At 67.2% G+C, this 25,205-nt stretch carries 24 protein-coding genes; 12 read left to right on the top strand and 12 right to left on the bottom strand.

Features of this window, described 5'->3' with window-relative positions; translation table 11 throughout:
• Positions 1 to 171: 171 nt before the first annotated feature.
• Both MXF70_RS07335 and MXF70_RS07330 read left to right on the top strand, forming a co-directional pair.
• Positions 172 to 495 (top strand): transcription factor S, encoded by a 324-nt coding sequence (locus tag MXF70_RS07335; RefSeq protein WP_248514974.1) that lies wholly within the window; start codon positions 172 to 174, stop codon positions 493 to 495.
• Between the two features lie 71 nt (positions 496 to 566).
• Positions 567 to 1,760: an outer membrane protein assembly factor BamB family protein gene (locus MXF70_RS07330; protein ID WP_248518345.1), complete on the top strand. Its 1,194-nt coding sequence runs from the start codon at positions 567 to 569 to the stop codon at positions 1,758 to 1,760.
• 42 nt (positions 1,761 to 1,802) lie between these two features.
• On the opposite strand, the gene MXF70_RS07325 is transcribed toward MXF70_RS07330, so the two are convergent.
• Complete coding sequence (locus MXF70_RS07325) at positions 1,803 to 2,609, bottom strand: hypothetical protein (RefSeq protein ID WP_248518344.1); 807 nt, start codon at positions 2,607 to 2,609, stop codon at positions 1,803 to 1,805.
• A 205-nt stretch (positions 2,610 to 2,814) separates the two neighbouring features.
• On the opposite strand from MXF70_RS07325, the gene ppc reads away from it, so the two are divergent.
• A complete protein-coding gene (gene ppc / locus MXF70_RS07320; protein ID WP_248518343.1) occupies positions 2,815 to 5,511 on the top strand; it encodes a phosphoenolpyruvate carboxylase in 2,697 nt (898 codons plus the stop codon).
• Between the two features lie 390 nt (positions 5,512 to 5,901).
• The gene (locus MXF70_RS07315) at positions 5,902 to 6,315 is read left to right on the top strand and encodes a VOC family protein (RefSeq protein ID WP_248518342.1); all 414 of its coding nucleotides are present in this window, start codon (positions 5,902 to 5,904) and stop codon (positions 6,313 to 6,315) included.
• A gap of 72 nt (positions 6,316 to 6,387) precedes the next feature.
• Here the strand turns inward: MXF70_RS07315 and MXF70_RS07310 are convergent, their stop codons facing one another.
• From MXF70_RS07310 to MXF70_RS07295, 4 genes are all read right to left on the bottom strand, one after another.
• Entirely contained in the window at positions 6,388 to 6,633 is a 246-nt protein-coding gene (locus MXF70_RS07310) for a MarR family transcriptional regulator (protein WP_248518341.1), read from the bottom strand.
• Positions 6,630 to 6,809, bottom strand: coding sequence for a DUF7501 family protein (locus MXF70_RS07305; protein WP_248518340.1), 180 nt, complete (start codon positions 6,807 to 6,809; stop codon positions 6,630 to 6,632). The genes MXF70_RS07310 and MXF70_RS07305 overlap by 4 nt, the downstream gene beginning before the upstream one ends.
• Before the next feature lie 332 nt (positions 6,810 to 7,141).
• Positions 7,142 to 7,636 (bottom strand): LabA-like NYN domain-containing protein, encoded by a 495-nt coding sequence (locus MXF70_RS07300; protein WP_248518339.1) that lies wholly within the window; start codon positions 7,634 to 7,636, stop codon positions 7,142 to 7,144.
• Between the two features lie 181 nt (positions 7,637 to 7,817).
• On the bottom strand, positions 7,818 to 8,816 hold the full coding sequence (locus MXF70_RS07295) for a TIGR04024 family LLM class F420-dependent oxidoreductase (RefSeq protein WP_248518338.1): 999 nt from the start codon (positions 8,814 to 8,816) through the stop codon (positions 7,818 to 7,820).
• 189 nt (positions 8,817 to 9,005) lie between these two features.
• On the opposite strand from MXF70_RS07295, the gene MXF70_RS07290 reads away from it, so the two are divergent.
• From MXF70_RS07290 to MXF70_RS07255, 8 genes are all read left to right on the top strand, one after another.
• Positions 9,006 to 10,640: a potassium channel family protein gene (locus MXF70_RS07290; protein ID WP_248518337.1), complete on the top strand. Its 1,635-nt coding sequence runs from the start codon at positions 9,006 to 9,008 to the stop codon at positions 10,638 to 10,640.
• A 77-nt stretch (positions 10,641 to 10,717) separates the two neighbouring features.
• The gene (locus MXF70_RS07285) at positions 10,718 to 12,847 is read left to right on the top strand and encodes a hydantoinase/oxoprolinase family protein (protein ID WP_248518336.1); all 2,130 of its coding nucleotides are present in this window, start codon (positions 10,718 to 10,720) and stop codon (positions 12,845 to 12,847) included.
• Positions 12,844 to 14,655: a hydantoinase B/oxoprolinase family protein gene (locus MXF70_RS07280; protein WP_248518335.1), complete on the top strand. Its 1,812-nt coding sequence runs from the start codon at positions 12,844 to 12,846 to the stop codon at positions 14,653 to 14,655. Before MXF70_RS07285 ends, MXF70_RS07280 begins: the two co-directional genes overlap by 4 nt.
• 307 nt (positions 14,656 to 14,962) lie before the next feature.
• Positions 14,963 to 16,231, top strand: coding sequence for a translation elongation factor EF-1 subunit alpha (tuf, locus tag MXF70_RS07275; RefSeq protein WP_248518334.1), 1,269 nt, complete (start codon positions 14,963 to 14,965; stop codon positions 16,229 to 16,231).
• Positions 16,228 to 16,539 carry a 30S ribosomal protein S10 gene (gene rpsJ, locus MXF70_RS07270; RefSeq protein ID WP_259369977.1) on the top strand — a complete coding sequence of 104 codons (312 nt, stop codon included), beginning with the start codon at positions 16,228 to 16,230 and terminating at the stop codon, positions 16,537 to 16,539. The genes tuf and rpsJ overlap by 4 nt, the downstream gene beginning before the upstream one ends.
• A 266-nt stretch (positions 16,540 to 16,805) precedes the next feature.
• Positions 16,806 to 17,381: a rhomboid family intramembrane serine protease gene (locus tag MXF70_RS07265; protein WP_248518333.1), complete on the top strand. Its 576-nt coding sequence runs from the start codon at positions 16,806 to 16,808 to the stop codon at positions 17,379 to 17,381.
• A gap of 194 nt (positions 17,382 to 17,575) precedes the next feature.
• The gene (locus MXF70_RS07260; protein WP_248518332.1) at positions 17,576 to 17,956 is read left to right on the top strand and encodes a truncated hemoglobin; all 381 of its coding nucleotides are present in this window, start codon (positions 17,576 to 17,578) and stop codon (positions 17,954 to 17,956) included.
• A 106-nt stretch (positions 17,957 to 18,062) separates the two neighbouring features.
• Entirely contained in the window at positions 18,063 to 18,281 is a 219-nt protein-coding gene (locus MXF70_RS07255) for a hypothetical protein (RefSeq protein ID WP_248518331.1), read from the top strand.
• A gap of 48 nt (positions 18,282 to 18,329) precedes the next feature.
• Here the strand turns inward: MXF70_RS07255 and MXF70_RS07250 are convergent, their stop codons facing one another.
• The 7 genes from MXF70_RS07250 to mct form a co-directional block, all read right to left on the bottom strand.
• Positions 18,330 to 18,962 carry a uracil-DNA glycosylase gene (locus MXF70_RS07250; RefSeq protein ID WP_248518330.1) on the bottom strand — a complete coding sequence of 211 codons (633 nt, stop codon included), beginning with the start codon at positions 18,960 to 18,962 and terminating at the stop codon, positions 18,330 to 18,332.
• An 83-nt stretch (positions 18,963 to 19,045) separates the two neighbouring features.
• Positions 19,046 to 19,441: a DUF5811 family protein gene (locus tag MXF70_RS07245; protein WP_248518329.1), complete on the bottom strand. Its 396-nt coding sequence runs from the start codon at positions 19,439 to 19,441 to the stop codon at positions 19,046 to 19,048.
• A gap of 87 nt (positions 19,442 to 19,528) precedes the next feature.
• Positions 19,529 to 20,023, bottom strand: coding sequence for a pyruvoyl-dependent arginine decarboxylase (locus tag MXF70_RS07240; protein WP_248518328.1), 495 nt, complete (start codon positions 20,021 to 20,023; stop codon positions 19,529 to 19,531).
• Between the two features lie 54 nt (positions 20,024 to 20,077).
• The gene (gene nadC / locus MXF70_RS07235; RefSeq protein ID WP_248518327.1) at positions 20,078 to 20,929 is read right to left on the bottom strand and encodes a carboxylating nicotinate-nucleotide diphosphorylase; all 852 of its coding nucleotides are present in this window, start codon (positions 20,927 to 20,929) and stop codon (positions 20,078 to 20,080) included.
• Complete coding sequence (locus MXF70_RS07230; RefSeq protein WP_248518326.1) at positions 20,916 to 22,628, bottom strand: L-aspartate oxidase; 1,713 nt, start codon at positions 22,626 to 22,628, stop codon at positions 20,916 to 20,918. The genes nadC and MXF70_RS07230 overlap by 14 nt, the downstream gene beginning before the upstream one ends.
• 2 nt (positions 22,629 to 22,630) lie before the next feature.
• On the bottom strand, positions 22,631 to 23,761 hold the full coding sequence (gene nadA / locus MXF70_RS07225; RefSeq protein WP_248518369.1) for a quinolinate synthase NadA: 1,131 nt from the start codon (positions 23,759 to 23,761) through the stop codon (positions 22,631 to 22,633).
• A 148-nt stretch (positions 23,762 to 23,909) separates the two neighbouring features.
• Positions 23,910 to 25,121 carry a succinyl-CoA:mesaconate CoA-transferase gene (mct, locus tag MXF70_RS07220; protein ID WP_248518325.1) on the bottom strand — a complete coding sequence of 404 codons (1,212 nt, stop codon included), beginning with the start codon at positions 25,119 to 25,121 and terminating at the stop codon, positions 23,910 to 23,912.
• Positions 25,122 to 25,205 lie beyond the last annotated feature (84 nt).

Below are 25,205 nucleotides of genomic sequence, written 5' to 3'. Positions count from 1 at the left end.
CAACGCAAGGTCCGCAGGCGAGCGAGTGGAACGAGCGAGCCGAGGACCGCAGCGAGTCAGAATCGCCGAGCGGGAGGGGGCTTCCAAGCCGTTTGCGGTGCTGGCTGCAGAATCCCATCCCCTCGAAGCGCCAAGGGCTTAGTAGCGCGCGAGCCAACACCCGGCTCATCAATGCAGTTTTGCGACGAATGCGGTTCGATGATGAAAGCCGACGGCGACGTAATGGTCTGTGACAGCTGCGGCGCCGAGCAGGCTCGCGACGCCGACGAGGAGGCGGCCTTCGTCAGCACGGAAGAACAGAGCGGCGACGAGCTCATCGAGACCGAGGAAGGCGCGGATTTCGAGGGCAAACCGACTGCGACCGACGTGATCTGCGACGACTGCGGGCACACGGTTGCGTGGTACACGATCAAGCAGACCGGTGCGGCCGACGAGCCACCGACGCGCTTCTTTAAATGCAAGGAGTGTGGCTACCGCTGGCGGGAGTACAACTGAGGACCGACCCCATCTCCGACCGCCATCGCGCCTGACCAACGATTAAGGGAGTCGCGGGCGCGACGACGAACGTGCCCTCCACCCAACCGACGACGAGTCGTCGCCGAGCGCTGTCGCTGTCCGCGCTCGCAGTCGGATCTGCACTCGGCGGCTGTACGAGCCTGTTCGACGACGGCCCGCCCACTGCGGAGCGACAGGTATCACCGGACTGGCGGCCGTCTCCCGGTCAGTGGTCGACCTGGAACTACGATTTCGCACGAACGAGCCACAATCCGTTCGCAGAACCGCCCCGGCGAGAGCCATCACCCGCGTGGACGTACGACGTCGAGGAATCAGTCGATTCGCTCGTGGTCGCCAAAGACACCGTCTTCGTCGGTACCGAAGGGGAGATCGTCGCGCTTCGGGCTTCCACTGGCGATCTGCAGTGGCGGCAGTCGATGCCAAACGGTCCGAGATTAACGTGGATCGACGGACGACTCTACGGAGCGACGGGGAACGAACTGCGAGCCTACACCAGCGACGGGGATCGGGAGTGGACGTATCGCCGTGACGAAGACCAGATGCAGTTTTTCGACGTTCTCGAGCGACGGGGGACCGTCTACCTCCTATTTCGCAACCATATCGAACGGATCCACGCCGATACTGGCACGAAACTCGGGGCGCAGTCGCTCTACGGACGGTTTCCCGTGACGACCGGAGGACTGGTGTACGCCAGTGAATACGCCATCGAAGCCTACGAGGTCGATGGGAAGTTCGACTCTCGCTGGTCCGTGTTACCCGAGAATGCTCGCCAAACGTACACCTATTCGGCGATCGCAAACGGACTGCTCTACCGGCCGGAGTACGAGCCAGTGAGCGGCCCCGCCAGACTGGCGATCTACGACGCCGATTCGGGCACTGCTCGCGAGCGCGTACCGCTGGAGCACACGCCCCGGAGCCCTGCGGTGGGCGCCGATAGATCATTCGTGTCGACCTCGGTCGTAACGGCTGACGAGATCGGTTCCGAAGGGAACCTTCTCGCACTGTCCGCCGACGGAAAGAGGCGCTGGGAGTACGACGCTGCCGGAAGTCTCGGACCCCCAGCCGTTGCGAACGGGACCGTGTTCGTCGGGCCGTTCGCGAACGGGCGCGTTCCACTACTGGCGTTCGACGCCGAGAACGGTGACGAACTGTGGCGGCTCCCCATCTCGGGCTCGACCCTCGCAATCGCTGGCGATACGCTCTACGTGAGCGCAAATGGAACGGTTCGTGCGCTTCGGAGGTAGCCACTGACCCTCGAAACTGACCCGAACGCTCTCGTTCCCGACTCAGAGTGGGAGGACGACGAGCCCCAGCACCAACACGGGGAGCCCCAGCAGAAGAGCCACCAGTCCCGTCGTCGTCATCGAGAGGAAGGTTCGCCACGCAGAACGACCGGAGACGACGAGGGGATCGAGCCGATCGGTCCCGGAACCGACCGGGTGCCCGACGACCGTCACCGAATCGCCAACGTCGAGCCGTTCCTCGCTGTAGGTCCGCCGGCCGAGATCGAGGAGCCGACCGAGTCGCCCGAGCGGCCACGGCAACCGACCGAACGCCAGGGGACGCTCTCGGAGGCCGATTTCTTCCTGAAACGCCCGAATGTGCTCGGGCGGCGAGTCGTCGGCGGAGACCCGCGCGATTCGCTCGCGATCGAGAATCGCGCTCCCGATCGCACCGTCGATCGTCACGGTCGAGTCACCGTTCTGGAGTTCGAAGGGGACGCTCTCGACGCCCTCCTCGATGACGACGTCCCACTGCAAAATCCCCACGCCGGGGTTGATCTGGCGCTCCTCGACGACGTGCCGGACGACGACGGATTCGAAGCCGGAGAAGGGCGCCGCAATCACGTTCTCGGTCGCAGTATCGGAGGGCTCACTTGCGTCACCAGAGGATCCGCGCACGTCACCGGCGTCCACCTCGGCCACGGTGCCGTCGAACCGGACCATCGGGGCGTCCCCCGCCTCAGGGTCGCCCGCGTGCGGCGCGCGAAGAACTGCACTGGCCTGCCAGCAGTGCCGGACGCCAAGCACTGCGATGACGGCACCGGCGACCGCCAACCCTGCACCGAACAGCGTCGCGAACTGGAGGGGCATGGACGGAGGGATCCACGCAGACCCACTAAGTCCGTTGCTCTGTCCCAGTCTCTGCAACACGGATCGGGTCAGTAGCTCGTATCGGACACGATCGGCCGGTGTTTGGCTCGGGATTCGGATCCTTCCTCTTCGTTCCTCCAGAATTTCGGCCGAACGATTCCGGTTCGACGGCTTTTAGCCCCGGCCCCGCTACCCCTGCGATGGCATGGCACTCCACAACAGGACCGTCCGGCAGGACGTCCGCGAGCTCGGCACCCTGCTCGGGGACGTCCTCGAAGACCAGACCTCCCGCAGGGACTTCGAGACCGTCGAGGATCTCCGAACCTCGGCGATCGAGTACCGTGACGGGGAGCTCGGCTCGCGTGAGCACCTCCACGAGGTGCTCGATGGGCTCTCTCCCGACGAGAGCAGCGTCGTCGCTCGCGCGTTCACGACCTACTTCGAGCTGATCAACCTCGCCGAGGAGCGCGAACGCGTTCGCGCCATCCGGCAGGGCTCCCAGGACGACAACCTGGAAGACAGCCTCGAGTCTGCCGCGGAGGAGCTCGCCGCGGCGGATCTCGACGCCGACGAGGTCGGCGAGGTGCTCGACGACGTCCTCATCGAGCCGACGTTCACCGCCCACCCGACGGAGGCCCGTCGCAAGACGGTGAAATCGAAGCTCCGAGAGGTCTCGAACCACCTCGAAACGCTCGACGAGCGACACCTGACCGACAAGGAACGCGGGCAGGTCGAGCGCGACGTCGACGCCGAAGTCACGAGCCTCTGGCAGACGCCCCAGGTCCGGAACCGCCGGCCGGAGCCCGAGGACGAGGCCCGGAACGTGCAGTGGTACCTCGAAAACACGCTCTACGACGTCGTCGCCGAAGTCTACGACGAGTTCGAGGACGCACTTTCCGAGGAGTTCGGAACCGACGTCGACGTCCCGAAGCTGTTCGAGTTCCGCTCCTGGGCCGGCAGCGACCGCGACGGCAACCCCTTCGTGACGCCAGAAGTGACTACGGCCACGCTCGAACGCCAGCGACAGGTCGTTCTCGAGAACTATCGCCAGGACCTCAAGGAACTCTCCGGCGTCCTGAGCCAGGACGGCAGTCGCATCACGGTCGGCGGCGAGTTCGAGCAGTCTCTCGAAGACGACCGTGAGCGACTCCCCGCCATCGCGGACGAAGCCGAGGAGCGCTACCCCGGCGAACCCTACCGCCAGAAGCTCAAGCTCATGCGCGAGCGCCTCCAGCGCATCGGGGACGTCCGCCCCGGCGGCTACGAGACGGTCGAGGAGCTCGAAGCAGACCTCGACGTCGTCGCCAAGAGCCTCCGGAACAACGGCGCCGACGTCGTCGCCGAGGCGCACGTCGATCCGCTCGCGCGACGCGTCGACACGTTTGGATTCAGCCTCGCGTCGCTGGACCTGCGCGACCACCAGGAGAATCACACGGAGGCCATCGACGAGCTGCTCGCTCGCGAGGGCATCGACTACACCGCGAAGGAGGAAGACGACCGCGTCGAACTCCTCACCGAGGCAGTGCTCCAGGACGAGCAGGTCGTCGATCTGACCGATCAGGAGGGCGTCTCTGACACTGCGGCCCGCGTCGCCGAGCGGTTCGACAAGCTCGCCGACTGGCAGAACGAGTTCGGCGTCGAGGCCATCGACACCTACTGCATCTCGATGACCGACGAGCCCTCCCACGTGCTGGAGGTCCTCTTCCTCGCCGATCAGGCAGGCGTCGTCGAGCTGCCCGGCCACTGCGGTCTCGACATCGTTCCGCTGCTGGAGACGGAGTACGCACTCTCCGGCGCCCGTCGCATCATGGGCACCCTCTTCGAGAACGAGGCGTACTCCCAGGTCGTCGAGGCCCGCGACGGGCTACAGGAGATCATGCTCGGCTACTCCGACTCCAACAAGGAGAACGGGTTCCTTGCCGCGAACTGGTCGCTGTACAAGAACCAGCGTCGGCTCGCCGAGATCTGCGACGACTTCGACGTCACGATGCGGCTGTTCCACGGCCGCGGTGGCTCGATCTCCCGCGGCGGCGGCCCAATGAACGACGCCCTGCTCTCCCTGCCGAACTCGACGATCACCGGCCAGGTAAAGTTCACTGAGCAGGGCGAGGCGATCGCCGAGAAGTACGGCAACCCCCGAATCGCAGAGCGCAACATCGAGCAGATGCTCAACGCGCAGGTCCGCGCGCGTCACCGCGCGATCGAGCAGCCCGTCGAGGACGTGCCCGAGGCGTGGTACGATGCGATGGACCAGATGGCCGACGCTGCTCGCAAGGAGTACCGCGACCTCCTCGAGACCGACGGGTTCGTCTCCTACTTCGAGCAGGCGACGCCGATCACCGTCATCGAGGACCTCAACATGGGCTCGCGGCCGGCCTCCAGATCGGGCGAGCGCAACGTCGAGGACCTCCGCGCGATCCCGTGGGTGTTCTCCTGGACGCAGTCCCGCTGCATCCTGCCGGGCTGGTACGCGATCGCCACTGGCATCCAGTCCTGGCTCGACGACGGCGGCGACGTCGAGACCCTCCAGGAGATGTACGAAGAGTGGCCGTTCTTCCGCACCCGGATGGACAACGCCGCGCTCGCGCTGGGCCGGACGGACTTCGAGATCGCCCAGGAGTACGCTGACCTCGCCGAGCCCGAGCTGCGCGAGCAGTTCTTCCCGCGGCTCACCGGCGAGTACGAGGAGGCGGTCGACCTCGTGACCGACATCAGCGGCCGCGATCATCCGATCGACCGGGAGTGGCTCCGCGAGTCGCTGGGCCGTCGGAACCCCTACGTCGACCCGCTGAACCTGCTCCAGACCCACCTGCTCTCCCAGACCCACCGGACCGAGACCGAGGAGCGCACCCTCCGGCTGACGGTCAAAGGGATCGCGGCGGGGATGAAGAACACCGGGTAGAACCCACCTTTTTTCTCGTCGGGTTTCCTCGCGAGCCGGAGGCTCGTGGTTCGAGAGAGCGAAGCTCCCTCGTCATCACGAAAGACGCGAAGCGTCTTTCGAACGACTGCGGGAACCCTCCTCGAAAAAATCTGGACCAAAAAAGGCCGCACCTCGCTGTGCTCGGTGCGGTGTCGTTCGAAAGGCACGAAGCGCCTTCCGTGACTGAGCGGGATCTTCGATCCCGCGAGGTCGACGAGAGCTGTGCTCTCGTCTGATCACGAGAGAGCTCCGCTCTCTCGAACGAAACCGCTCGCTCACTTCGTTCGCTCGCGAATGCTACCAGCGGATGGGCCTCGCTCCGATCTCTCGACAGCACATCTTTTCCCAGTTCCAACCGAGCGAGGAACCATGGACCACGACTGGGCGGACGCCGACCGCGCCGGCCAGCTCCACCACGTCGAGCTCTATGCGTCAGACCTCGACGCATCGGTGGCATTCTGGGGCTGGCTGCTCGGTGAGCTCGGGTACGAGGCGAAGAACGCGTGGGACGGCGGACGCTCCTGGGTGAATGGACCGACGTACGTGGTGCTTGTGGATGCCGAGACCGACGACCAGCCATTCGACCGGAACGCAGCCGGACTGAACCACCTCGCCTTTCACGCGGCGTCCCGGGAGCAGGTCGACGAGATCACGGCAGGGGTGCGCGAACGGTCGGACTCGTCCGTCCTGTACGACGATCAACATCCCTACGCCGGCGGCTACTACGCACTCTACTGCGAGGATCCGGAAGGCATCAAAGTCGAGATCGTGGCACCGGAGTGAGCAACAGCGTTCATGGATATGAAGAGAAGTTCGTGGGTGGGCAACTGAACTGCAGACCAGAGGGGATTGCAGTCAGTACGTCGCGTACCGGCCGTCGGCGGTCCGCTGAACGACGCCCTCGTCGTCGAGCGTTGCGAGCACGTCGAGCAGCGTGAGCTTGCCCAGATCCAGCGCGTCGTCGAGTTCGTCGACGCTCGCCGCGCCGGCGACGTCGATCGTGAGGTAGCAGAGTTTCGACTGGGCGGTGTCGAGGGTTCCCGGGATCGAGATATCGGTGGCAGCGAGGCCAGCGAGCTTCTGCTCTGCGCCGGCGCTCATCCGCTCCACCCACCGGCGACGTCGCCGGCGACGTTCTGCTTCCAGTCCTCGTGGACCTGCTCGCAGTCGGCGTTCTCGGAGAGATGATCGACGAAGCCGGCGCCCGGGTCGGCGAGAGCGGAGCCACAGAACGGACACGTCGAGGGATCGGACCAGTTCGTGGAGTTGACGGACATGCGTACTCGATACTGCAGCGTACTGGAGTATAAACTTTTCCGAAGATATTATTATACACCTATTACAGTATAAGGACCCATCCATTCGGCCGGGTAGTACTGGTCGTCGCTCCCGAGCGCTCCGTGACGATAGTAGCTGCCAGGGACTCGTTGGGCCGCAGTTACGCGGAGAGGAATCGACTGTAACGACATCGCATGGAAGTACGTCGTCGAGAGGTTGAGAGAACGAAAAAGAGAGCGGAAAGAGAGCGGAAGAGAGCGGAAGAGAATCGGGGTAAGCGAACCCCCGAAAACGAGGACGTGAACGGCGACGATCCGGCCCTGCGCTCCAGCTACAGCAGGTACCGATCGGGGTCGCCCCCGAGATCGACGAACTCGTCGGTCGCCTCGACCAGCTCCTCGGCGGTCGAAGCCTCGAAGGAGAGCACTTCCACGCGAACGCCCTCGTGGCGGAGGTGAGAGCAGAGACGCGCGAAGTCGCCGTCGCCGGTACAGAGCACCATCGTATCGACGTGAGAGGCCAGCGTGACGGCGTCGAGGCTAATCCCGACGTCCCAGTCGGCCTTCTGCGAGCCGTCGCCGAACGTCTTGATGTCCTTGATCTTCGGCTCGAATCCGATCTCCTCGATTGCTTCGAAGAAGCTCTCCTCCTCCGGTGCGTCGGCGCGAATGACGTAGGAGATCGCACGGACGAGTTCGCGGTCGTCCACCGCCCGCTCCAGCAGCGCGGCGTAGTCGACGTTTCGCGTGTGAAGACTCTGGGCCGTGTGATAGAGGTTCTGCGCGTCGGCGAGGACCGCCACGCGCTGGCCCGGATGCGTCGTCATGTCTCCCGCTGGGAGTGTCGTACGGAAATAGTTTCTGCGCTAGCCCCCCGAAATACAACGTTCGTGGAGGCGTACGGTCGACAGATGGCGGAATGCCGAGCGTCGCGGCGGTGACTGGCCCGAGCGGCCGGGTTGTTACTACCAGCGACGGCGAGTAGCCGGCGCACGTGGACGATCGGAGTCACTCCGGAGCGAGGGCGTGCAGCGTGTCGCGGACCCGATCGAGCGAGGCGCCGCGGGGGAACCCGAGCGCGACGGCGTCGACGCCCTCCACCTCGGCGAAGCGATCGATGGCGGACCGAGCCTCCGTCCGCGTTCCGGCGGCGGTCATGTCGTCGAGCAGATTGTCGGCGACGAGCTCCGTCGCGTGCTCGCGGTTGCCGTTCGCCCACTCCGCGGCGATCTCCATCGCCACGTCCTCGTAGCCCTGCCGAGCGAGCGCGTCACGATAGTAGGTTCCCATGCCGCCGACGTAGAAGGCGAGATGTTCGCTGACGAGCTCGCGTGCGCGATCGCCGTCCTCGTCGACGCAGCAGGTGACCGAGATCGTCGTGCGGACGTCGTCTGGGTCGCGGTTCCCCAGCTCCGCGCCGCGTTCGAGATCCTCGAGACGGTCCTCGATCGCATCGGGACTGAGCACGATGCCGTGCCAGCCGTCGGCGAAGCGCCCGGCCATCTCGACGCCTTTCGGCCCCATCGCCGCGACGTCGACGGGCGGCGGTGTCTCCGGCGGGGCGGAGCGCAATCTGAACGTCGAGAGATCGAACAGGTCGCCGTCGTAGGAGAGCGTCTCACCCGAGCAGACCTGCCGAATGATCTCCACGGCTTCCCGCGTCCGCCGGAGCGGTCGCTCGAACTCGACGCCGTGCCAGGCCTCGACCAGGATCGGGCCGCTCGGGCCGACGCCCAAGCGGAAGCGGCCGTCGCTGTGTTCCTGGAGCGTCGCGGCGGTCTGACCCAGCAGCGCCGGCGATCGCGAGTAGACGTTGAGCACGGAGGAGCCGATACCGATGGACTCCGTGCGCTCGGCGATCGCAGTCATCGCCGTGACGGCGTCACGGCCCCACGTCTCAGGCTGCCAGACCTGGTCGTACTCCAGGCGCTCGGCGCGCTGGGCGAGGTCGGCGACGTCGTCGACGGCGTGGTCGGTCACTGGGAGGTGAACGTCGTAGGCTGTCACGACAGGCCGTTGCCGGGCCAGGTGCATAATCCTACGGCAGGATGCTGGATCGGTGGGGGCGAGGGACCGTCGATCCCGGCGGTGAGAGAAAAGAGACCGCCCGATACGGTGACGACCGCACGCCGTGGCCCCACCCCATCACCGACCGCGGGCACCACGGTTAAGCGAGCGGAGGCCGCGGTGCAGTGTATGCGCTCCTGGAAGCGACGCACTGCCATCTACCTGGCCGTCCTTCTCGGGTCGATGTCGACGTTCTCGGTTCTCTACTGGCAGGGGATGGCGACGCTCGAGGGAGACACCGTCTCGTTTTTGCACGCCCTGCAGGTCGTCGTCGAGACGTACACAACGACGGGCTACGGATCGGACGCTCCGTGGTCGAGCGACGCGATGAACCTGCTCGTGATCGTGATGGACGTGGCGGGGATGGCGATCATCTTCCTCGCGCTGCCGGCGTTCGTCCTGCCGGCGATCACGGAAGCCATCGAGTCGGCGGTGCCGACGAGCGCCCCGGACGGTCTCGAGGATCACGTCGTCATCGTCTCGCACTCGCCGCGAATGCCGCCGCTGACCGAGGAGCTCGAGTCGTGGGGCGTCGAGTACGTCGTCGTCGAGCCCGATCGCGAGACCGCCCGAGAGCTTGCCGACGATGGCGAACCGGTGATCCACGCCGAGCCCGACCGGGTGGCCGGGCTCGAGGCCGCCAACGTCGGGCACGCGCGGGCGATGCTCGTCGACGTGGAGGACCGCATGGACGCCAGCGTCGTGCTCACGGCGCGCGAAGTCGACGAGTCGCTTCGGGTCATCAGCGTCGTCGAAGAGCCCGAGCGCGAACCCTACCACCGCCTGGCCGGGGCGGACGCCGTCGTCTCGCCGCGGCCGCTGATCGGCGAACGTCTCGCCGGTATGGTGACGACCTCAGTCACCACGAATCTCGGGGAGGGCGTCGAGCTCGGAGACGACTTCCGGGTGTTCGAGCTCCCGATCCCCCGGGACAGCGAACTCGTCGGAAAACGCATCGAGGAGAGTGGCCTCCGCGAGCGCACCGGCGTGAACGTGATCGGCGCGTGGTTCCAGGGCGAGTTCGAGAGCCCGCCGCCGCCCGACGCCGAGATCCTCGACGGCACGGTCTTGCTGGTCGCAGGGCACCAGGCAGCGATCGAGCGCCTCGCGAAGCTCTCCGCCGGGAGCCCACGACCGCACGCCAGCGGCGACACGGTCGTCGTCGGTCACGGCGAGGTCGGGCAGTCGGTCACCGAGGCGCTCGACGCGGCGAATCTCGGCTACACCGTCGTCGACCGTACGGATGGCCCGGACGTCGACGTCGTCGGCGAGGCGACCGATCCCGAGACGCTGCGACGGGCTGGCCTGCCCGACGCGACCTCCGTCGTTCTCGCGATCCCCGGCGACGCCGAGACGGAGTACGCGACCCTCGTCGTTCGGGACATGAGCGACGAGGTCTCGGTGGCTGCGCGCGCCGACGACGCCGCCTCCGTTCGGAAACTCTACCGAGCGGGCGCGGACTACGTCCTCTCGCTGGACACCGTCACCGGCCGGATGCTCGCCTCCGCCGCGCTCGACGAGGAAGACATCCTTTCGACGGACACCCAGGTCGAAGTCGTCCGGGTCGGTCCCGGTACGCTCGCGGGACGGACGCTCGGGGACGCCGACGTCCGCCAGCGGACGGGCTGTACCATCGTCGCCGTCGAGCGGGACGGCGACGTGCTGACCGATCTCGGGCCCGAGTTCGCCGTCGAAGCCGACGACGCGCTGATCGTCGCAGGCACCGACGACGGGATCAATCAGTTCACCGGGCGATTCGAGTGACGTGACGCTCGTCGAGACACGCGACGATTTCGGCCGCTGAACCAGCATTTAGGTAGCGGGCACGGCTCTGGAGGGACATGTCGAATCCGCGGACCGGGGCTGGACGGGAGGAATCCCGAGCGTGTCGCGTCGGCGCCGACGTCGGTGGCACGTTCACCGACGTCGTGACCGTCGCCGACGGCGAGCTGACCGTGACGAAAGCGCCCTCGGACTCCGAATCACCGGCAACGGGCGTGCTGGGCGCGCTCGAACTCGCCGCGACCGATGCGTTCGCGTTCGAGGACGTCGGGCATCTGGTGCACGGCACGACCGTCGCCACCAACGCCGTCCTCGAAGAGACCTGGGCCGACGCAGGACTCGTCACGACCGAGGGGTTCCGGGACGTCCTCGAGATCGGTCGACAGGACCGCCCCGACCTCTACGATCTCACGGCCGCGAAACCCGATCCGATCGTGCCCCGAGATCGGCGGTTCGAGGTCCCCGAGCGCCTCGACGAGCGCGGCGAGGTCCGAACGCCCCTCGAGGAAGCGGCCGTCCGAACGGTCGCCAGAGAGTGTGCCACGGCCGGAGCCGACGGCGACGGGGTCGAAGCCGTAGCGGTCTGTCTCCTCTTCGCCTTCGAGAATGACGCCCACGAGCGCCGAGTCGTCGAGATTCTCGAGGAGGAGCTACCGGCCGACGTGCCGATCACCGCCTCAGCCGACGTGCTGCCGGAGCTCCGGGAGTACGAGCGCACGCTCGCGACCGCGCTCAACGCCGCACTGCTGCCGGTGATGAGTGACTACATCGGAACGCTCGCCGACGGCGTCGCGGAACGAGGCTGCACCGCGCCACTCGAGATTACCGCCTCCAGCGGCGGGCTCGTCGGCGCGGCCCACGCTCGCGAGCGCCCCGTCGAAACGCTCCTCTCCGGACCGGCAGCAGGCGTCCAGGGCGCCGCTCACGTCGCGGGGCTCCGTGACGTCGCGGACGCGATCACGATGGACATGGGCGGCACCTCCTGTGACGTCTCCCTGTTCACCGGCGGCGAACCGACGGTCACGACCGAACGGACGGTGGGAGAGTACGCCGTCGCGGTCCCGGCCGTCGACGTGCACACGATCGGCGCGGGTGGCGGATCCATCGCCTGGCTCGACGACGGAGGCGCACTCCGGGTCGGCCCCCGATCCGCGGGCGCCCAGCCAGGCCCGGTTTGCTACGGCCGCGGTGGCCGCGAGCCGACGGTGACCGACGCACAGCTCCTGCTCGGCCGGCTCGATCCCGACTCGCTCATCGTCGAGGACGGCGCGGACCGCGCGGCGGTCGAATCGGCCATGGAAACGCAGGTCGCGGAGCCGATGGGGCAGTCGGTCGAAGCCGCCGCGCGCGGTGTCCTCACCGTCGCAAACGCGAACATGGAGCGGGCGCTCCGTGTTGTCTCGGTCGAGCGAGGGCACGATCCGCGGCAGTTCGGACTCGTGGCCTACGGCGGTGCGGGGCCGCTCCACGCCACCGCCATCGCCGAGTCGCTCGAAATTCCGCGCGTGCTGGTGCCCCGCACCGCTGGGGCACTCTCCGCGCTCGGCCTGCTCTCGACCGACCGCCTGCACGCGCTCTCGACCTCGATGGTGCGCCCGCTGGCAGAGGTCGATCCGGTGACGGTAACGGAGGCCCTCGAGGAGCTCGAAGCCGAAGGGCGTCGCCGGTTCGACGCTCCCGATAGCGGTGGTGACGCACTCGTCGTCGAGCGTAAACTCGACCTTCGGTACGTGGGGCAAGCCTCGGAGCTGACCGTCGACGTTCCCGAGGGCATGGCCCACGCAGCGGCCGGCTCCGACGCAGCCCCCGATGGCGCCGCGATGCTCGCCACCGCCGCCGAGCGGTTTCACGACTGTCACGAGCAACGGTTCGGCCACGCTGCACGTGAGGATCCCGTCGAACTGGTCACCGTTCGCGTCCGCGTTCGCGAGCCCGTCGACGCGCCGGCACTGCGACCGCCCGAGACCCAGACCGACGATCCCGACGACGCGATCCGCGAGGAGCGACCGGTCGCCTTCGGCGAGGAATGGTACGACACGCGAATTGTCGATCGCGAGAAACTCCCCGCCGGGACCGAGATCGATGGGCCGATGATCGTCGAGGGACCGGAGAGCACGGTGACCGTCCGTCCCGGCCAGACCGCGACCGTCGACGAGCACGGCACGATCGTCGTGGAGGTAGACGGATGAGCGACCGAGAGCCCACGGCCGACCCCGGCAGTGACGGCGTCGATCCCGTCACGCTCGAGGTGGTGCGCAACGCGGCCAGCGCCGTCGCCGAGGAGATGAACGCGACGCTGCTACGGACCGCCTACTCCCCAAACATCACCGACCGGCGGGACTGCTCGTGTGCCATCTTCGATCCCGATGGTGGTATGATCGCGCAGGCGGAGAACATCCCGGTGCATCTCGGCGCGATGCCGTTCTCGGTCGCCGCCGCGCTGGACGCGCATCCACCCGCGTCGCTGGAGCCCGGCGATGCGATCGCGGTGAACGACCCGTTCCGGGGCGGCGCACATCTGCCCGACGTGACGCTCGTCTCGCCGGTGTTCAGGGACGGTTCGCTCGTCGCACTGGCCGCGAACCGGGCACACCACGCCGACGTCGGCGGGGCGACGGCGGGCAGCGTGAGCGCCGAATCGACCGAGATCTACGCGGAGGGGCTGCGGATTCCGCCGGTGAAGCTCCTGCAGGCCGACGAGTTCGACGAGGACCTCCTCGCGACGATCCTCGCGAACGTCCGTACGCCGGACGAGCGACGGGGAGATCTCCGCGCACAGGCCGCCGCGAACGACGTCGGCCGAGAGCGGATCGGCGACCTGCTCGATGAACACGGCTGCGAGGGGTTCGCCGCCGCGGTCGACGCTATCCAGACCTACTCCGAGCGGCGGATGCGGGGAGCGATCGAGGAGCTGCCCGACGGCGAGTACGCGTTCGCGGACGTGCTCGACGACGACGGTCACGGCAGTTCGGACGTGCGCATCGCGACCACGGTGACGATCGACGGCGAAGAGCTCGTCGTCGACTTCGAGGGCACTGCAACCCAGACGGAGAGTCCGATCAACGCGGTTAGAGCGGTGACGGCCTCCGCGACCTACTACGCCGTCCGCTGTCTCACCGACCCCGAGATCCCGCCGAACGCGGGCTGCTATCGCCCGGTCGAGCTTCGAACGCCCACCGGAACCGTCGTCGACGCGGAGCCGCCGGCAGCCGTCGTAGGGGGGAACCTGGAGGTCTCACAGCGCGTGACCGACGTGGTGCTCGGCGCGCTCGCCGAGGCCGTTCCCGAGCGGGCCGTCGCCGCGGGGCAGGGGACCATGAACAACGTCACACTCGGCGGCACCGATCCGCGAGGCGGGAAATCGCGTGGCGACGGCGCGACCGACGCTGCTCGCGGCAGGCCGTACGCGTTCTACGAAACGCAGGGCGGCGGGTCGGGCGCCCACGCGACTGGCGACGGCATGGACGCCGTCCACGTCCACATGTCCAACACGCGCAACACGTCCGCAGAGGTCCTCGAAACGGCGTACCCGCTGGCTGTCGAGCGTTACGAACTCCGCGAGGACTCCGGCGGCGCCGGCGAGCATCGCGGCGGCCTCGGGTTGCGACGCGACATTCGCGTGACGCGAGGATCGGCGGATTTGAGCTTGCTTGGTGAGCGCCGGACCCACGCGCCCTACGGCATCGAGGGCGGCGAGGACGGCGATGCAGGGACTGACGTGTTGCTGGAGGGGGCGGGCGGAAACGGGGCCGTCGGGCGATCCAGCGAGGTGCTTCCCTCGAAATGCACCCGCCGGCTGGAAGCCGGCGACGTAATCAGCGTCCGGACGCCCGGCGGTGGCGGGTTCGGAGATCCCGCCGATCGAGACCGTGCTGCGGTGGTACGTGACCTCCGACTCGGCAAGTGCTCGCCCGAGAGCGCACGCGAGGTCTATGGGATCGATCTCGACGAGCACGGCACCGATTCCAAGGAGCACGGCGTCGATCCCGAGGAGTGAGTGCAAGTCGCTCCGGAGGACGGCGACCCCCGTGGAAGCCCTCCCAGCCCCACCCGACGAGTATCCAGTGGCACAACAGCCAGTGGAGCAGACACGGACCGCCCGTCGGCAGTGCATCGCGACTCACAGATCGAGTGGCACTGGCGACCTCAGCCAGGCAGCCAGAACGACCCCGGTTGGGACCCCCACGGTATGCAGTTCCAAACCGCAAGACGTGACGGGGTTCAGCAGTACGGCGTATCGAAATGGTTTTAACTGCTTCAGGCAAACAAACCGGGTACAGCGCCTTTAGCGCGCGAGTTGACCAATGAGCGACGACCTACCACACCAGAACCTGGCCATCATCGGCCACGTTGACCACGGCAAGAGCACACTGGTCGGGCGCCTCCTCTACGAGACGGGGAGCGTACCCGAGCACGTGATCGAACAGCACAAGGAAGAGGCAGAGGAGAAGGGCAAGGGCGGATTCGAGTTCGCCTACGTCATGGACAACCTCGCCGAGGAGCGCGAGCGCGGTGTCACGATCGACATCGCCCACCAGGAGTTCGAGACCGACGATTACTACTTCACCATCGTCGACTGTCCTGGCCACCGCGACTTCGTCAAGAACATGATTACTGGCGCGAGCCAGGCCGACAACGCGGTCCTCGTCGTTGCAGCTGACGACGGCGTCGCGCCCCAGACCCAGGAGCACGTGTTCCTGGCCCGCACTCTGGGCATCGACGAACTCATCGTCGGCGTCAACAAGATGGACCTCGTCGACTACTCCGAGAACGACTACAAGCAGGTCGTCAACGAGGTCGAGGAGCTCCTCAAGCAGGTTCAGTTCAACACCGAGGACGCCAGCTACATCCCGATCTCCGCCTTCGAAGGCGACAACATCGCCGAAGAGTCCGAGAACACGGACTGGTACGACGGCGACATCCTCCTCGAGGCACTCAACGACCTGCCCGAGACGGAGCCGCCGACGGACGCGCCGCTCCGCCTCCCGATCCAGGACGTCTACACCATCTCCGGTATCGGTACCGTCCCCGTCGGACGCGTCGAGACCGGGATGATGAACATCGGCGACAACGTCTCCTTCCAGCCCAGCGACGTCGGCGGGGAGGTCAAGACGATCGAGATGCACCACGAAGAGGTGCCCGAGGCCGGCCCCGGCGACAACGTCGGGTTCAACGTTCGCGGCATCGGCAAGGACGACATCCGCCGCGGTGACGTCTGTGGCCCCGCCGACGACCCGCCGACGGTCGCCGAGACGTTCGAGGCCCAGATCGTCGTCATGCAGCACCCCAGCGTGATCACCGCGGGCTACACGCCCGTCTTCCACGCACACACCGCACAGGTCGCGTGTACGATCGAGTCCATCGACCAGAAGCTCGACCCGAGCGGCGAGGGCGAGGGCGAGGCCAACCCCGACTTCATCCAGTCGGGCGACGCCGCCATCGTCACCATCCGACCCCAGAAGCCCCTCTCGATCGAGCCCGCGGACGAGATCCCCGAGCTCGGGAGCTTCGCCATCCGCGACATGGGTCAGACCATCGCGGCCGGCAAGGTCCGTAGCGTCGACGAGGAATAATGCAGCAGGCACGCGTCCGTCTCGCCGGCACGAGCCCGGAAGACCTCGACGACATCTGCGACGACGTGCGGGAGATCGCAGACAAGACCGGCGTCACGCTGTCGGGGCCGGTTCCGCTGCCGACGAAGACCCTCGAGATCCCCTCCCGGAAGTCCCCGGACGGTGAAGGGACGGCCACCTGGGAGCACTGGGAGATGCGGGTCCACAAGCGGCTGATCGACCTCGACGCGGACGAGCGGGCGCTGCGCCAGCTCATGCGCATCGAGGTTCCCAACGACGTCAGTATCGAGATCGTCCTCGAGGACTGAGGAATCCGAGAGGATTCCGAGGGTCGGAAGACGGCGCCGCCGTCTTCCGGAACTGAGCAAACGCGTCGCGTTTGCGAAGGTCGAAAGACGCCGCAGGCGTCTTTCGTAACTGAGGAGACCGAAGGTCTCCGAGGATCGAGCGATCGGAGATCGCTCGGCACTGACGCTTCGTTGTGGGGCAAACCGAGAACGACGCTGGCGGAGCCGATCCGCCGGAACTGACTCGCGCGCAGCCCTTTTGTCGCGCGTTCGCCAACGAGTAGCCGATGGTTCGGGCGACGCTACAGATCGTCGCGATCTGCCTGCTGGTCTACGTCGCCCAGTCCGCCGTTGCGCTGGTGGATCGCACACCCCGAATGGCCGAGCTGTTCGCACTCTCGATGCCACTCGGGGCCCAGCCGTGGACGGTCGTCACGAGCGTGTACGCACACACTGGCCCCTGGCACCTGCTCTCGAATCTCGCCTTCTTCGCGCTGCTCGGTCTCGCCGTCGAGCGCCAGACCGGCGCAGTGAGCTTCCATCTGTTCGTGCTCGGCACCGGTGCGATCGCGAACGTCTCCCAGGCCGCGTTCAGCAACGCCGTCGGCGGCATCGACGCCCACGTACTGGGACTCAGCGGCGCAGTCGTCGCGCTCGCTGGCTACCTCGTGACGGGAAACCGGCTCTCGGAGTTGCTCCTCGACCGATTCGAGATCCCGCGGACCGTCCAGTTCGTGATCTACGCGACGCTCGCCGTCGTGGTCACCGTCGCGACCGCCGAGCCCGGCGTCGCGATCGTCGGGCATTTCGTCGGTCTGTTTCTGGGGCTGGCACTCGGCGCGGCGAAGGCGCTTGGGCAGTGATCGAAACCGTTCAGTTGCGACGATCGGGCGATCGAAGGATCGAAGCAGTGGACGATTGAACGATCAGGCGATTGGAACTACCGTTCGACCCCGATCAAGCCATCCACGCCCGTGGAGAGCCGAAGACGTTCCCCTTCAACGTAGAAAACTGCACGAACCAGTAGCACTTTCCGCAGTGATCGGCTTCTGCGCGTATGGCCGAGCAGACTCTCTACAAGCGCCTCGGCGGTCAGGAAGCGATCCGGGCGGTCGTCGACGAGTTCTACGATCGTCTCCTCGACGATCCCGATCTCGGCCCATTCTTCGAGGAGGCCGACCTCGAGCAGCTCCGACGAACGCAGACGGAGTTCCTCTGTGAAGCTGCTGGTGGGCCGGAGAGCTACGAAGGGCCCAGCGTTCGTGCGGCCCACCTCGACGTTCCCTTCGAACCCCAGCACATCGAGCGGGCCGTGGAACTGCTCTATGACAGTCTCGCAGCCTTCGACGTGGAGGGCGACGACGCGGATGCGGTGGTCGGAGCCGTCGCGGCCTACGAGACCGATTTGCTCGCGGGCCCCGACGATCCTGACCCCTAACCGCAGCCGCGGGAACGGTGGCGGTCAGGCGAGTGAGGAGAGGGCCGAGTTCGAGGCAAGCGGCGCCTTGCCAACGTTTACCAGGATAGAGCGGTCAGTACCGGTCGTGAACGCAGCATCGATCCTCCGGTCGCGCACGCTCGCGAGCGTCGCGCTCGGACTCGTCGGACTGCTCGTCGTCGCGGGCGTACAGCAGGGAACAGCACGCGCGCTGGACGTCGAGAGTACGGTGCTCGCACCGATCGCGATCGCCGTCGTCCTGGTCGGCATCGTCGTGCTCGCTGGCCGCTCGGCCTCCGGCTGGCGCCGAACGCCATACTGGTAGGCTAACGGGACGACACTGCGCTCCCGAACCAGACCAATTGGCACCTGTTCAGCGACCGCGTCGTCCCTTCGTCTGGCGATAATCGGAGGCCATCAGGGCAGAAAAATCGTGGACGAAGGCGTCTGTCTGGGCCTCGTCCATCGTGGCCGGATCGACCATCGGGACGAGCTCGAACCCGCGGCCGCGTAGCCGGTCGCCGTGGGCCTCGGGCAGCGAGACCTCCGCCGGCGCCGTCGTCGTGTAATCCTCGACAAGCTGGTCGAGTGCGCGCTCCCCGACTGGCACGAGGATCTCCGGGTTGATCATCCGAATCTCCGCGCTGAGATACGGTTCGCAGTTGTCGATCTCGTCGTCCCGTGGCGGTCGGTCGGGACGTCGACACCGCGTGAGATTTGTCAGGTAGACGTTCGCGAGTTCGGGCTCCGTCGACTCGACGGCCGAGCCACAGAGACCGAGCCGACGGAGGATGCCGAGGAGCCGCTCCCCGGCAGGCGCGCCCGTGAAGGGGACGCCAGACTCGTCGGCACCGGCGTCGGGGCGCTCCCCCACGAAGAGGAAGTCAGCACTGACGTCGCCGTAGCCGTGGACGACCTGCGTGCGCGGCCCACAGAGGTCTGGACAGTTCTCGCAGTGCTCGTCCATCCCGAAGGGGTTCGACAGCTCGTCCTGGTTGGCGTCCACGATCGACTGGTGGGCGTGGGTCGGCAAAAGCGCCGGGAATCGAATCGAGAGTGTGTGAAAACGGGGTGAAGGAAACGGACCTCTTACCGCGCGGTCGGGGTGACGTTGTCGGCGACAGCCTGCTTGACCTGCAGCGCCGCGGAGGCGGCGAGCCCACGGGCGACCTCGGCGCAGTCCTCGTCGTCGACGATCTGCTCGGCCTCGAAATCTTCTTCGTTCGGCGTGAAGCCCGCTGTGACCGGGTGGCCGATCGGGGGCTGAACTGCGACGCGAGCCTGGGGACCGCCGGCACTGTGGCTCACGTCGGCGTCGATGGCGTACTCGTCGGGGAGAAACTCGCGGGTGCGAGCAGCGATGCGAGTGACGTCCTGACGGAACCGCCGCTTCTCCTCGCGCGTGAGATCGACGAGGTCGGCGTTGGTACGCTTCCCAGCCTGCGTGGTGCCCGGCTGTCCTGCGTACGGCGTGTTTCCGTTCATTAGGGTCTGGGAATCCTATAAGTGGGGAGACCTGTTAAAGGGTTCGGCTGGGGCAACGGAACAGGCGGCATTCGGCAGCGAGGGGGCCTATAGCAGCGATTCGCTCTCGCCGTAGGCGGCGATGGCGACAGCCGCCGCGTACCCCTCCGCGCTGTCGGCGTCGATCGAGACCGTCCGGAACCGCGGCTCTCCGTACTCACGCTTTCTGAGCTCGAGCCCCGACTCGATGCCGGCCTTGGCCTCCGATTGAACCTCGTCAGCTGGCTCGGACTCACCAGCCTCGTAGAAGACGCCCGGGCCCTCCGGCGATCGCGCCCACGTCAGCACCGCGCTCTGCGGACCGACGTCTCCGCGAGCACTCGCTTCGACGACGTGGAGTCCCTCGCCAGCCGGGCCGAGCGATTGTGGACCGTCGAGATCGGGAGCAGTCCCGACCTCCTCTATGGCAGGCCCATCGGGGATCACCGACGAGAGACGCAGAAGATTGTAATCGTGGACGCCGGCCTCCGCGAGCGCCGCGTCGTAGGCGGCGAGGGCGGTGGGCCCGCGACCGGTCCCCCAGACGATCCGAATCGGCTGCATAGCTGACCGAAGTTACGCAGCGAGTGAAGGAGTTTCGATTCGACGCGATCCGGGTTACCCCGTCCGGAAGGAGAAGTCGAGACTCGGCGCCGAGTGGGTCAGCGATCCCATCGAGAGCACGTCGACGCCGGTCGTCGCGTACTCGGGGACCGTCTCGACCGTGATCCCGCCGCTGGCTTCGAGCAGCGCGTCGGCCTCGGACTCGGCGACGAGGTCGACCGCCTCCTCGACGGTTGCCGGCGCCATGTTGTCGAGCAGGACGATATCGGCGCCAGCCTCTGCAGCCCGCGGCGCGTCCTCCACCTCCTCGACCTCGACCTCGATCTTCGTCGCGAAGGAGGCACGCTCGCGGAACCGTTCGATCGCGGCCCCCATCCCGAGCTCGGCGACGTGGTTGTCCTTCACCATCACCATGTGGGAGAGATCGAGCCGGTGGGTGTCGCCGCCGCCCGCTGCGATAGCGCGTTTCTCGACGCCTCGGAGCCCGGGCGTCGTCTTTCGAGTGCCGGCGATCGCGGGCGGCTCGCCGACGGACTCTTCGCCTGCGACGGCATCGACGATCGACTGCTCGGCGGCCGCGACCGCCTCAGACGTCTTCGTCGCGATCCCGGAGGCGTGGCCGGCTATGTTCACCGCCACGCGCTCGGCGCGAAGCACGTCCTGGGCGCCGCCCGCCACTCGCAGGGCGGTCGCGTCAGCGGTGAGATCGTCGCCGTCGGCGACGCGATCGACGACCTCGACGTCGAGATACGAAAAGACGGCTGCCGCGGCGTCGATCCCGGCAGCGACGCCGGGCTCGGTTGCGACGAGCCGGCCCTCGGTCTCGCCGGGCACGTCGTTGGTCACGTCGTGGTGACCGAGATCCTCGCGAAGCCAGCGCTCGACGTCGGCGTCAGTCACCGGCATGGCTGGGATCGGTGGCGGCGGATTCGGTCTCCTCGACGAGGTAATGCGTGCCGACGGACTTCTCGCGCTCGCCCGCGGCCCGTGCAACGAGCAGAGCGACGACGCTCGCGTTCCGCAGTTCGTAGAGGTCCCGCGCGGTGCGGGTCCGGACGTAGGCGTCGACTTCCCCTTTGAGCCGCCTGAGGACGGCCGCCGCGCGGCGGAGCCCCTCTGGCTCCCGGCGGAGACCGACGTACTCGTCCATCACGCGGCGCAGGCGGACGAACTTCTCGGCGGCGAACCGCTCGGGGAGATCGGGATCGCGGTTCAGCAGCTCCGGGGCCTCGACGACGTCCGGGTCCCCCAGATCGCCAGCGTCGGCGACCGTTTCGACCGCGTCCTCGCCGGCGCGGAGGCCCCAGACCAGCCCTTCGAGCAGGCTCGTCGAGGCGAGGCGGTTCGCGCCGTGGACGCCCGTTCGCGAGCATTCGCCGACGGCGTAGAGCCGATCGAGCGACGTTCGGCCCCGGTCGTCGACGGCGACGCCGCCACAGAGGAAGTGCTCACACGGCGCGACCGGAATTCCCGCGGTCCAGTCGACGCCGTTGTCCTCGCAGAGTTCGACCAGGTCGGGGAACTCCCCCTCGAAGTCGAGGGAGGAGACGTCGAGGCGGACCTCGCCGGTGGCGCTCCGTTCGCGATCGACGGCGCGAGCGACGACGTCGCGTGGCGCGAGTTCGGCGTCCTCGTGGTAGTCGGGCATGAATCGTTCGCCCTCACCGTTCAGGAGCGTCGCACCTTCGCCCCGCAGCGCCTCGCTGAGCAGGAAGATGTCCGAGCCCCGTTCGTCCTCGCTGGCAGCTGGACCGTCGGCACCCTCGGCGGAGTCCGGCGAATCACCGTCGCTGGCATCCGGATCGAACGCCGTCGGGTGGAACTGCACGAACTCCATGTCTTCGACGTCCGCGCCAGCGAGCGCTGCCATCGCGATGCCGTCGCCGGTCGCGTCCGGCGGGTTCGTCGATCGGGGGTAGCAGGCGCCGATGCCGCCAGTCGCGAGGATCGTCGTGCCGGCGTACACCGGCTCGCCCTCGGGCTCGGCGTCGAGCAGTGCACCGTGAATCCGGCCCTCGTGGGTGATCAACTCGAGCGCGGCTGTGTCCTCCCGGATCCGCACGTCGTCGCGGGAATCGAGGTGGTTGAGGAACGGGCGGAGGATGTGGGTGCCCGTCGAGGCGTCGACGTGGAGGATCCGCCGGTCGGAGTGGGCGGCCTCCCGGGTGTAGTCGAACTCGCTGTCCGTACCCGCCGACGCACCGTCGCCATCGGTGTGGCCGTCTGCCTCCTCGCCTCGCTCGTCGGCGGTGTCGAAGGGCACTTCCAGCGTGTCCAGCAGCACGTCCTCGACGGCCTCGTTGGCGTCCTCGACGAGCACGTCGACGGCGTCAGGGTCGGCGGTGCCGTCGCTCGCTGCGATGACGTCTTCCTTGAGCGCGGCCGGATCGTCTCGACTCGTCGCGATGCCGCCCTGCGCCCAGTCCGTCGAGGCGTCTTCGGGCCGTTCGGCTTTGGTGACCAGAAGCACGTCTGCGCCGTCGCGCGCTGCGGCGAGCGCAGCGGCACAGCCGGCGATTCCGGAGCCGATCACGAGCACGTCGGCGGTATCGGGGTCGTCGGGTACCTCCTCGCTTCGCTCGTCGGCGGTATGAGACTCGACCATCGTTACTCTGCGAGGTCGAGCATCCGCTGGACGGAGAGCTCGGCGAGCTCCGCCTCACGGTCGGGCACTTCGATGACGTTGCGCTCGCGACCGGCGACCAGCTCCTCGAGCACCCACGCGAGGTAGTTCGGGTCGATCTGGCGCATGGCGTTGCAGTCCATACAGGCGTCACCGCACAGCGGCAGCACCTCGACCTCGGGATGCCAGCGGTCGAGGTGGTTCGCGAGGTGGATCTCCGTGCCGATCGCCCACGTGTCGCCGGGATCGGCGTTGGCGACCGTCTCGGTGATGGTGCTCGTCGAGCCCACGACGTCGGCGGCCTCGACGACCTCGCGGCGGCACTCCGGGTGGACGACGACGTTGACGTCCTCGTGTTCCTCCCGAATCTCCTCGATGTGGGAGGCGCGGAAGCGCTCGTGGACCTGGCAGTAGCCCTCCCAGAGGATGATCTCCGCATCGGCAGCCTCCGCGGCGTCGGTTCCTTCGGGGTCCCACGGGTCCCACGCGACGGCCTCGTTCTCGAGGCCGAGGTCGTAGGCGGTGTTGATACCGAGATACTTGTCGGGCATGAACAGGACGGCGTCGCCCTTGTCCAGGGCCCACTCGAAGACGTCGGAGGCGTTCGAAGAGGTACAGATCGCGCCGCCGTGATCGGCGGTGAAGGCCTTCAGATCCGCATAGGAGTTCATGTAGGTGACCGGCACGATGTCCTTCTCTGGCGCTGCGGCGGTGATCTCCGCCCACGCGGCGTCGACCTGGAGCGCTTCGGCCATGCCCGCCATCGGGCAGGAGGCCTCCATGCTCGGGAGGATCACCGTCTGGTCGTCGTCGGTGATGACGTCGGCAGTTTCGGCCATGAAGGTGACGCCGCCGAAGATCACGTACTCGGCGTCGGAGTTGGCGGCCTCCTTCGAGAGCTGGTAGGAGTCGCCGATGAAGTCGGCGTGTTCGACGATCTCCTTGCGCTGGTAGTTGTGGCCGAGCACGACCACGTCGTCGCCGAGTTCGGCGAGCGCCGACTCGATGCGAGCCGTGCGTTCCTCGGCCTCGAGTTCGCGGTAGCTATCGGGGAGCTGCTCGAGGTTGTCGTACTTGAACAGGCTCAGGTCCGTCTCGATGTCGGCGGTTTCCATCCGTGGCACTACGTGGTCACCTGGGTAGGCGTACTTCGCAAGCCGGTATTGAAAAGATTTTGCCTTCAAACGGTGGCTTCGGTGGAGTAATCGTTATTTACCGGCAACACTGACCGGAGATGCGCGACGAACCTGTCGACGGGGCCGCTCAACCGTCCTCGGCGGTCGTCGGCTCCGAGGCCGGATCCGCTGGCGCATCCGACTCCCGGTGTAGATCGTCGAGCAGTTCCTCGCGATGCTCGTCGAGCAACGGCGCGCGCCCACCGGGTTCTGACGCCGTTTCCGAGAACTTGATCGGGGAGCCGGCGATCGTGACCGACCGATCCGCGCCCGGCTGTTCGACCTCCTGGAGCATCTCTCGTGCGTGGACGTGCTCGTCCGCGAAGATGTCCTCGGTGTCCTGGACTGGCGCGGCGGGCACGTCGCCTTCCAGCGTATCGACGATCGCCGCCGTCCGCTGCTCGGCCGTCCAGGCAGCGATCTCCGCCCGCAGCTCCTCACGGTTCGCCATCCTGGCCTCGCCAGAGTCGTACTCGGCAGCGAGGTCGGGTCGCTCCATCGCGCGACACAGCGCCGTCCAGTGGCCGTCACCGAAGGCCGCGATCACGACGTAGCCGTCGGCGGCCTCGAAGGCGTCGTAGGGGAACAGCGTCGGGTGGCTGTTGCCCCGGCGACCCGGCACTTCGTCGGTGTAGGAGTGCTGGTAGATGGCTCGCTCGCACATGGAGATCATGGCGTCGTACATCGCGGTGTCGACGTGCTGGCCCTCGCCGGTGCGCTCGCGGTGGTGGACGGCGGCGAGGATGCCGGTGCAGTTCAGGACCGCGGTGAACAGATCGCCGATGCCGGGGCCGACCTTCGTCGGTGGACCGTCGGGCTGGCCAGTGATCGACATGACGCCGCCCAGCGCCTGCGCGATCAGGTCGAAGGAGGGCTGGCCCTGGCGCGGGCTCTCGCCGGTGCGTGGATCGCCGAACCCGCGGATCGAGCTGTAGATCAGCTGGGGGTTGTGCTCGCGGAGCGTCTCGTACTCCAGGTCGAACGTTTCCATCGTGCCTGCGCGGTAGTTCTCGACGACGACGTCGGCGCTCTCGACGAGACGGAGGAAGTCCGCGCGGTCGTCCTCGTCGCCGAGGTCGAGTTCGAGCGATCGCTTGCCCCGGTTCACGCTCTGGAAGTAGCCGCCGTAGGCCTCGGCCTCGGAATCGGCCGCGAACGGTGGATTCCGCCGGATGAGGTCGCCGCCCGGGCGCTCGACCTTGACTACGTCCGCGCCCATGTCTGCGAGGAGCATCGTGCAGTACGGGCCGGCGAGCACCTGCGTAAGATCGAGGACCCGGAGGTCCGACAGCGCGCTCATGAAGCGTGTCACCGCCGCGTCGGGGAAATAACTTCCCTAAAAGACCATTATAGATGCGCCGTAGCAGGTGTGGTATGCAACCAC

Source organism: Salinarchaeum laminariae, assembly GCF_023204835.1.
Taxonomy (GTDB): Archaea; Halobacteriota; Halobacteria; order Halobacteriales; family Salinarchaeaceae; genus Salinarchaeum; species Salinarchaeum laminariae.
This window is presented reverse-complemented; position numbering and strand designations above follow the sequence as displayed.

Excerpts from the sequence above, each read along its gene's own strand:
- mct (WP_248518325.1), bottom strand. The coding sequence starts at position 25,121 with ATGAGCGCGCTGTCGGACCTCCGGGTCCTCGATCTTACGCAGGTGCTC.
- MXF70_RS07260 (WP_248518332.1), top strand. The coding sequence starts at position 17,576 with ATGGCCGAGCAGACTCTCTACAAGCGCCTCGGCGGTCAGGAAGCGATC.
- MXF70_RS07315 (WP_248518342.1), top strand. The coding sequence starts at position 5,902 with ATGGACCACGACTGGGCGGACGCCGACCGCGCCGGCCAGCTCCACCAC.
- MXF70_RS07310 (WP_248518341.1), bottom strand. The coding sequence starts at position 6,633 with ATGAGCGCCGGCGCAGAGCAGAAGCTCGCTGGCCTCGCTGCCACCGAT.
- MXF70_RS07240 (WP_248518328.1), bottom strand. The coding sequence starts at position 20,023 with ATGCAGCCGATTCGGATCGTCTGGGGGACCGGTCGCGGGCCCACCGCC.
- MXF70_RS07280 (WP_248518335.1), top strand. The coding sequence starts at position 12,844 with ATGAGCGACCGAGAGCCCACGGCCGACCCCGGCAGTGACGGCGTCGAT.
- MXF70_RS07245 (WP_248518329.1), bottom strand. The coding sequence starts at position 19,441 with ATGAACGGAAACACGCCGTACGCAGGACAGCCGGGCACCACGCAGGCT.
- MXF70_RS07335 (WP_248514974.1), top strand. The coding sequence starts at position 172 with ATGCAGTTTTGCGACGAATGCGGTTCGATGATGAAAGCCGACGGCGAC.
- MXF70_RS07230 (WP_248518326.1), bottom strand. The coding sequence starts at position 22,628 with ATGGTCGAGTCTCATACCGCCGACGAGCGAAGCGAGGAGGTACCCGAC.
- MXF70_RS07300 (WP_248518339.1), bottom strand. The coding sequence starts at position 7,636 with ATGACGACGCATCCGGGCCAGCGCGTGGCGGTCCTCGCCGACGCGCAG.
- ppc (WP_248518343.1), top strand. The coding sequence starts at position 2,815 with ATGGCACTCCACAACAGGACCGTCCGGCAGGACGTCCGCGAGCTCGGC.
- nadC (WP_248518327.1), bottom strand. The coding sequence starts at position 20,929 with ATGCCGGTGACTGACGCCGACGTCGAGCGCTGGCTTCGCGAGGATCTC.
- nadA (WP_248518369.1), bottom strand. The coding sequence starts at position 23,761 with ATGGAAACCGCCGACATCGAGACGGACCTGAGCCTGTTCAAGTACGAC.
- tuf (WP_248518334.1), top strand. The coding sequence starts at position 14,963 with ATGAGCGACGACCTACCACACCAGAACCTGGCCATCATCGGCCACGTT.
- MXF70_RS07265 (WP_248518333.1), top strand. The coding sequence starts at position 16,806 with ATGGTTCGGGCGACGCTACAGATCGTCGCGATCTGCCTGCTGGTCTAC.
- MXF70_RS07290 (WP_248518337.1), top strand. The coding sequence starts at position 9,006 with ATGCGCTCCTGGAAGCGACGCACTGCCATCTACCTGGCCGTCCTTCTC.
- MXF70_RS07305 (WP_248518340.1), bottom strand. The coding sequence starts at position 6,809 with ATGTCCGTCAACTCCACGAACTGGTCCGATCCCTCGACGTGTCCGTTC.
- MXF70_RS07285 (WP_248518336.1), top strand. The coding sequence starts at position 10,718 with ATGTCGAATCCGCGGACCGGGGCTGGACGGGAGGAATCCCGAGCGTGT.
- MXF70_RS07325 (WP_248518344.1), bottom strand. The coding sequence starts at position 2,609 with ATGCCCCTCCAGTTCGCGACGCTGTTCGGTGCAGGGTTGGCGGTCGCC.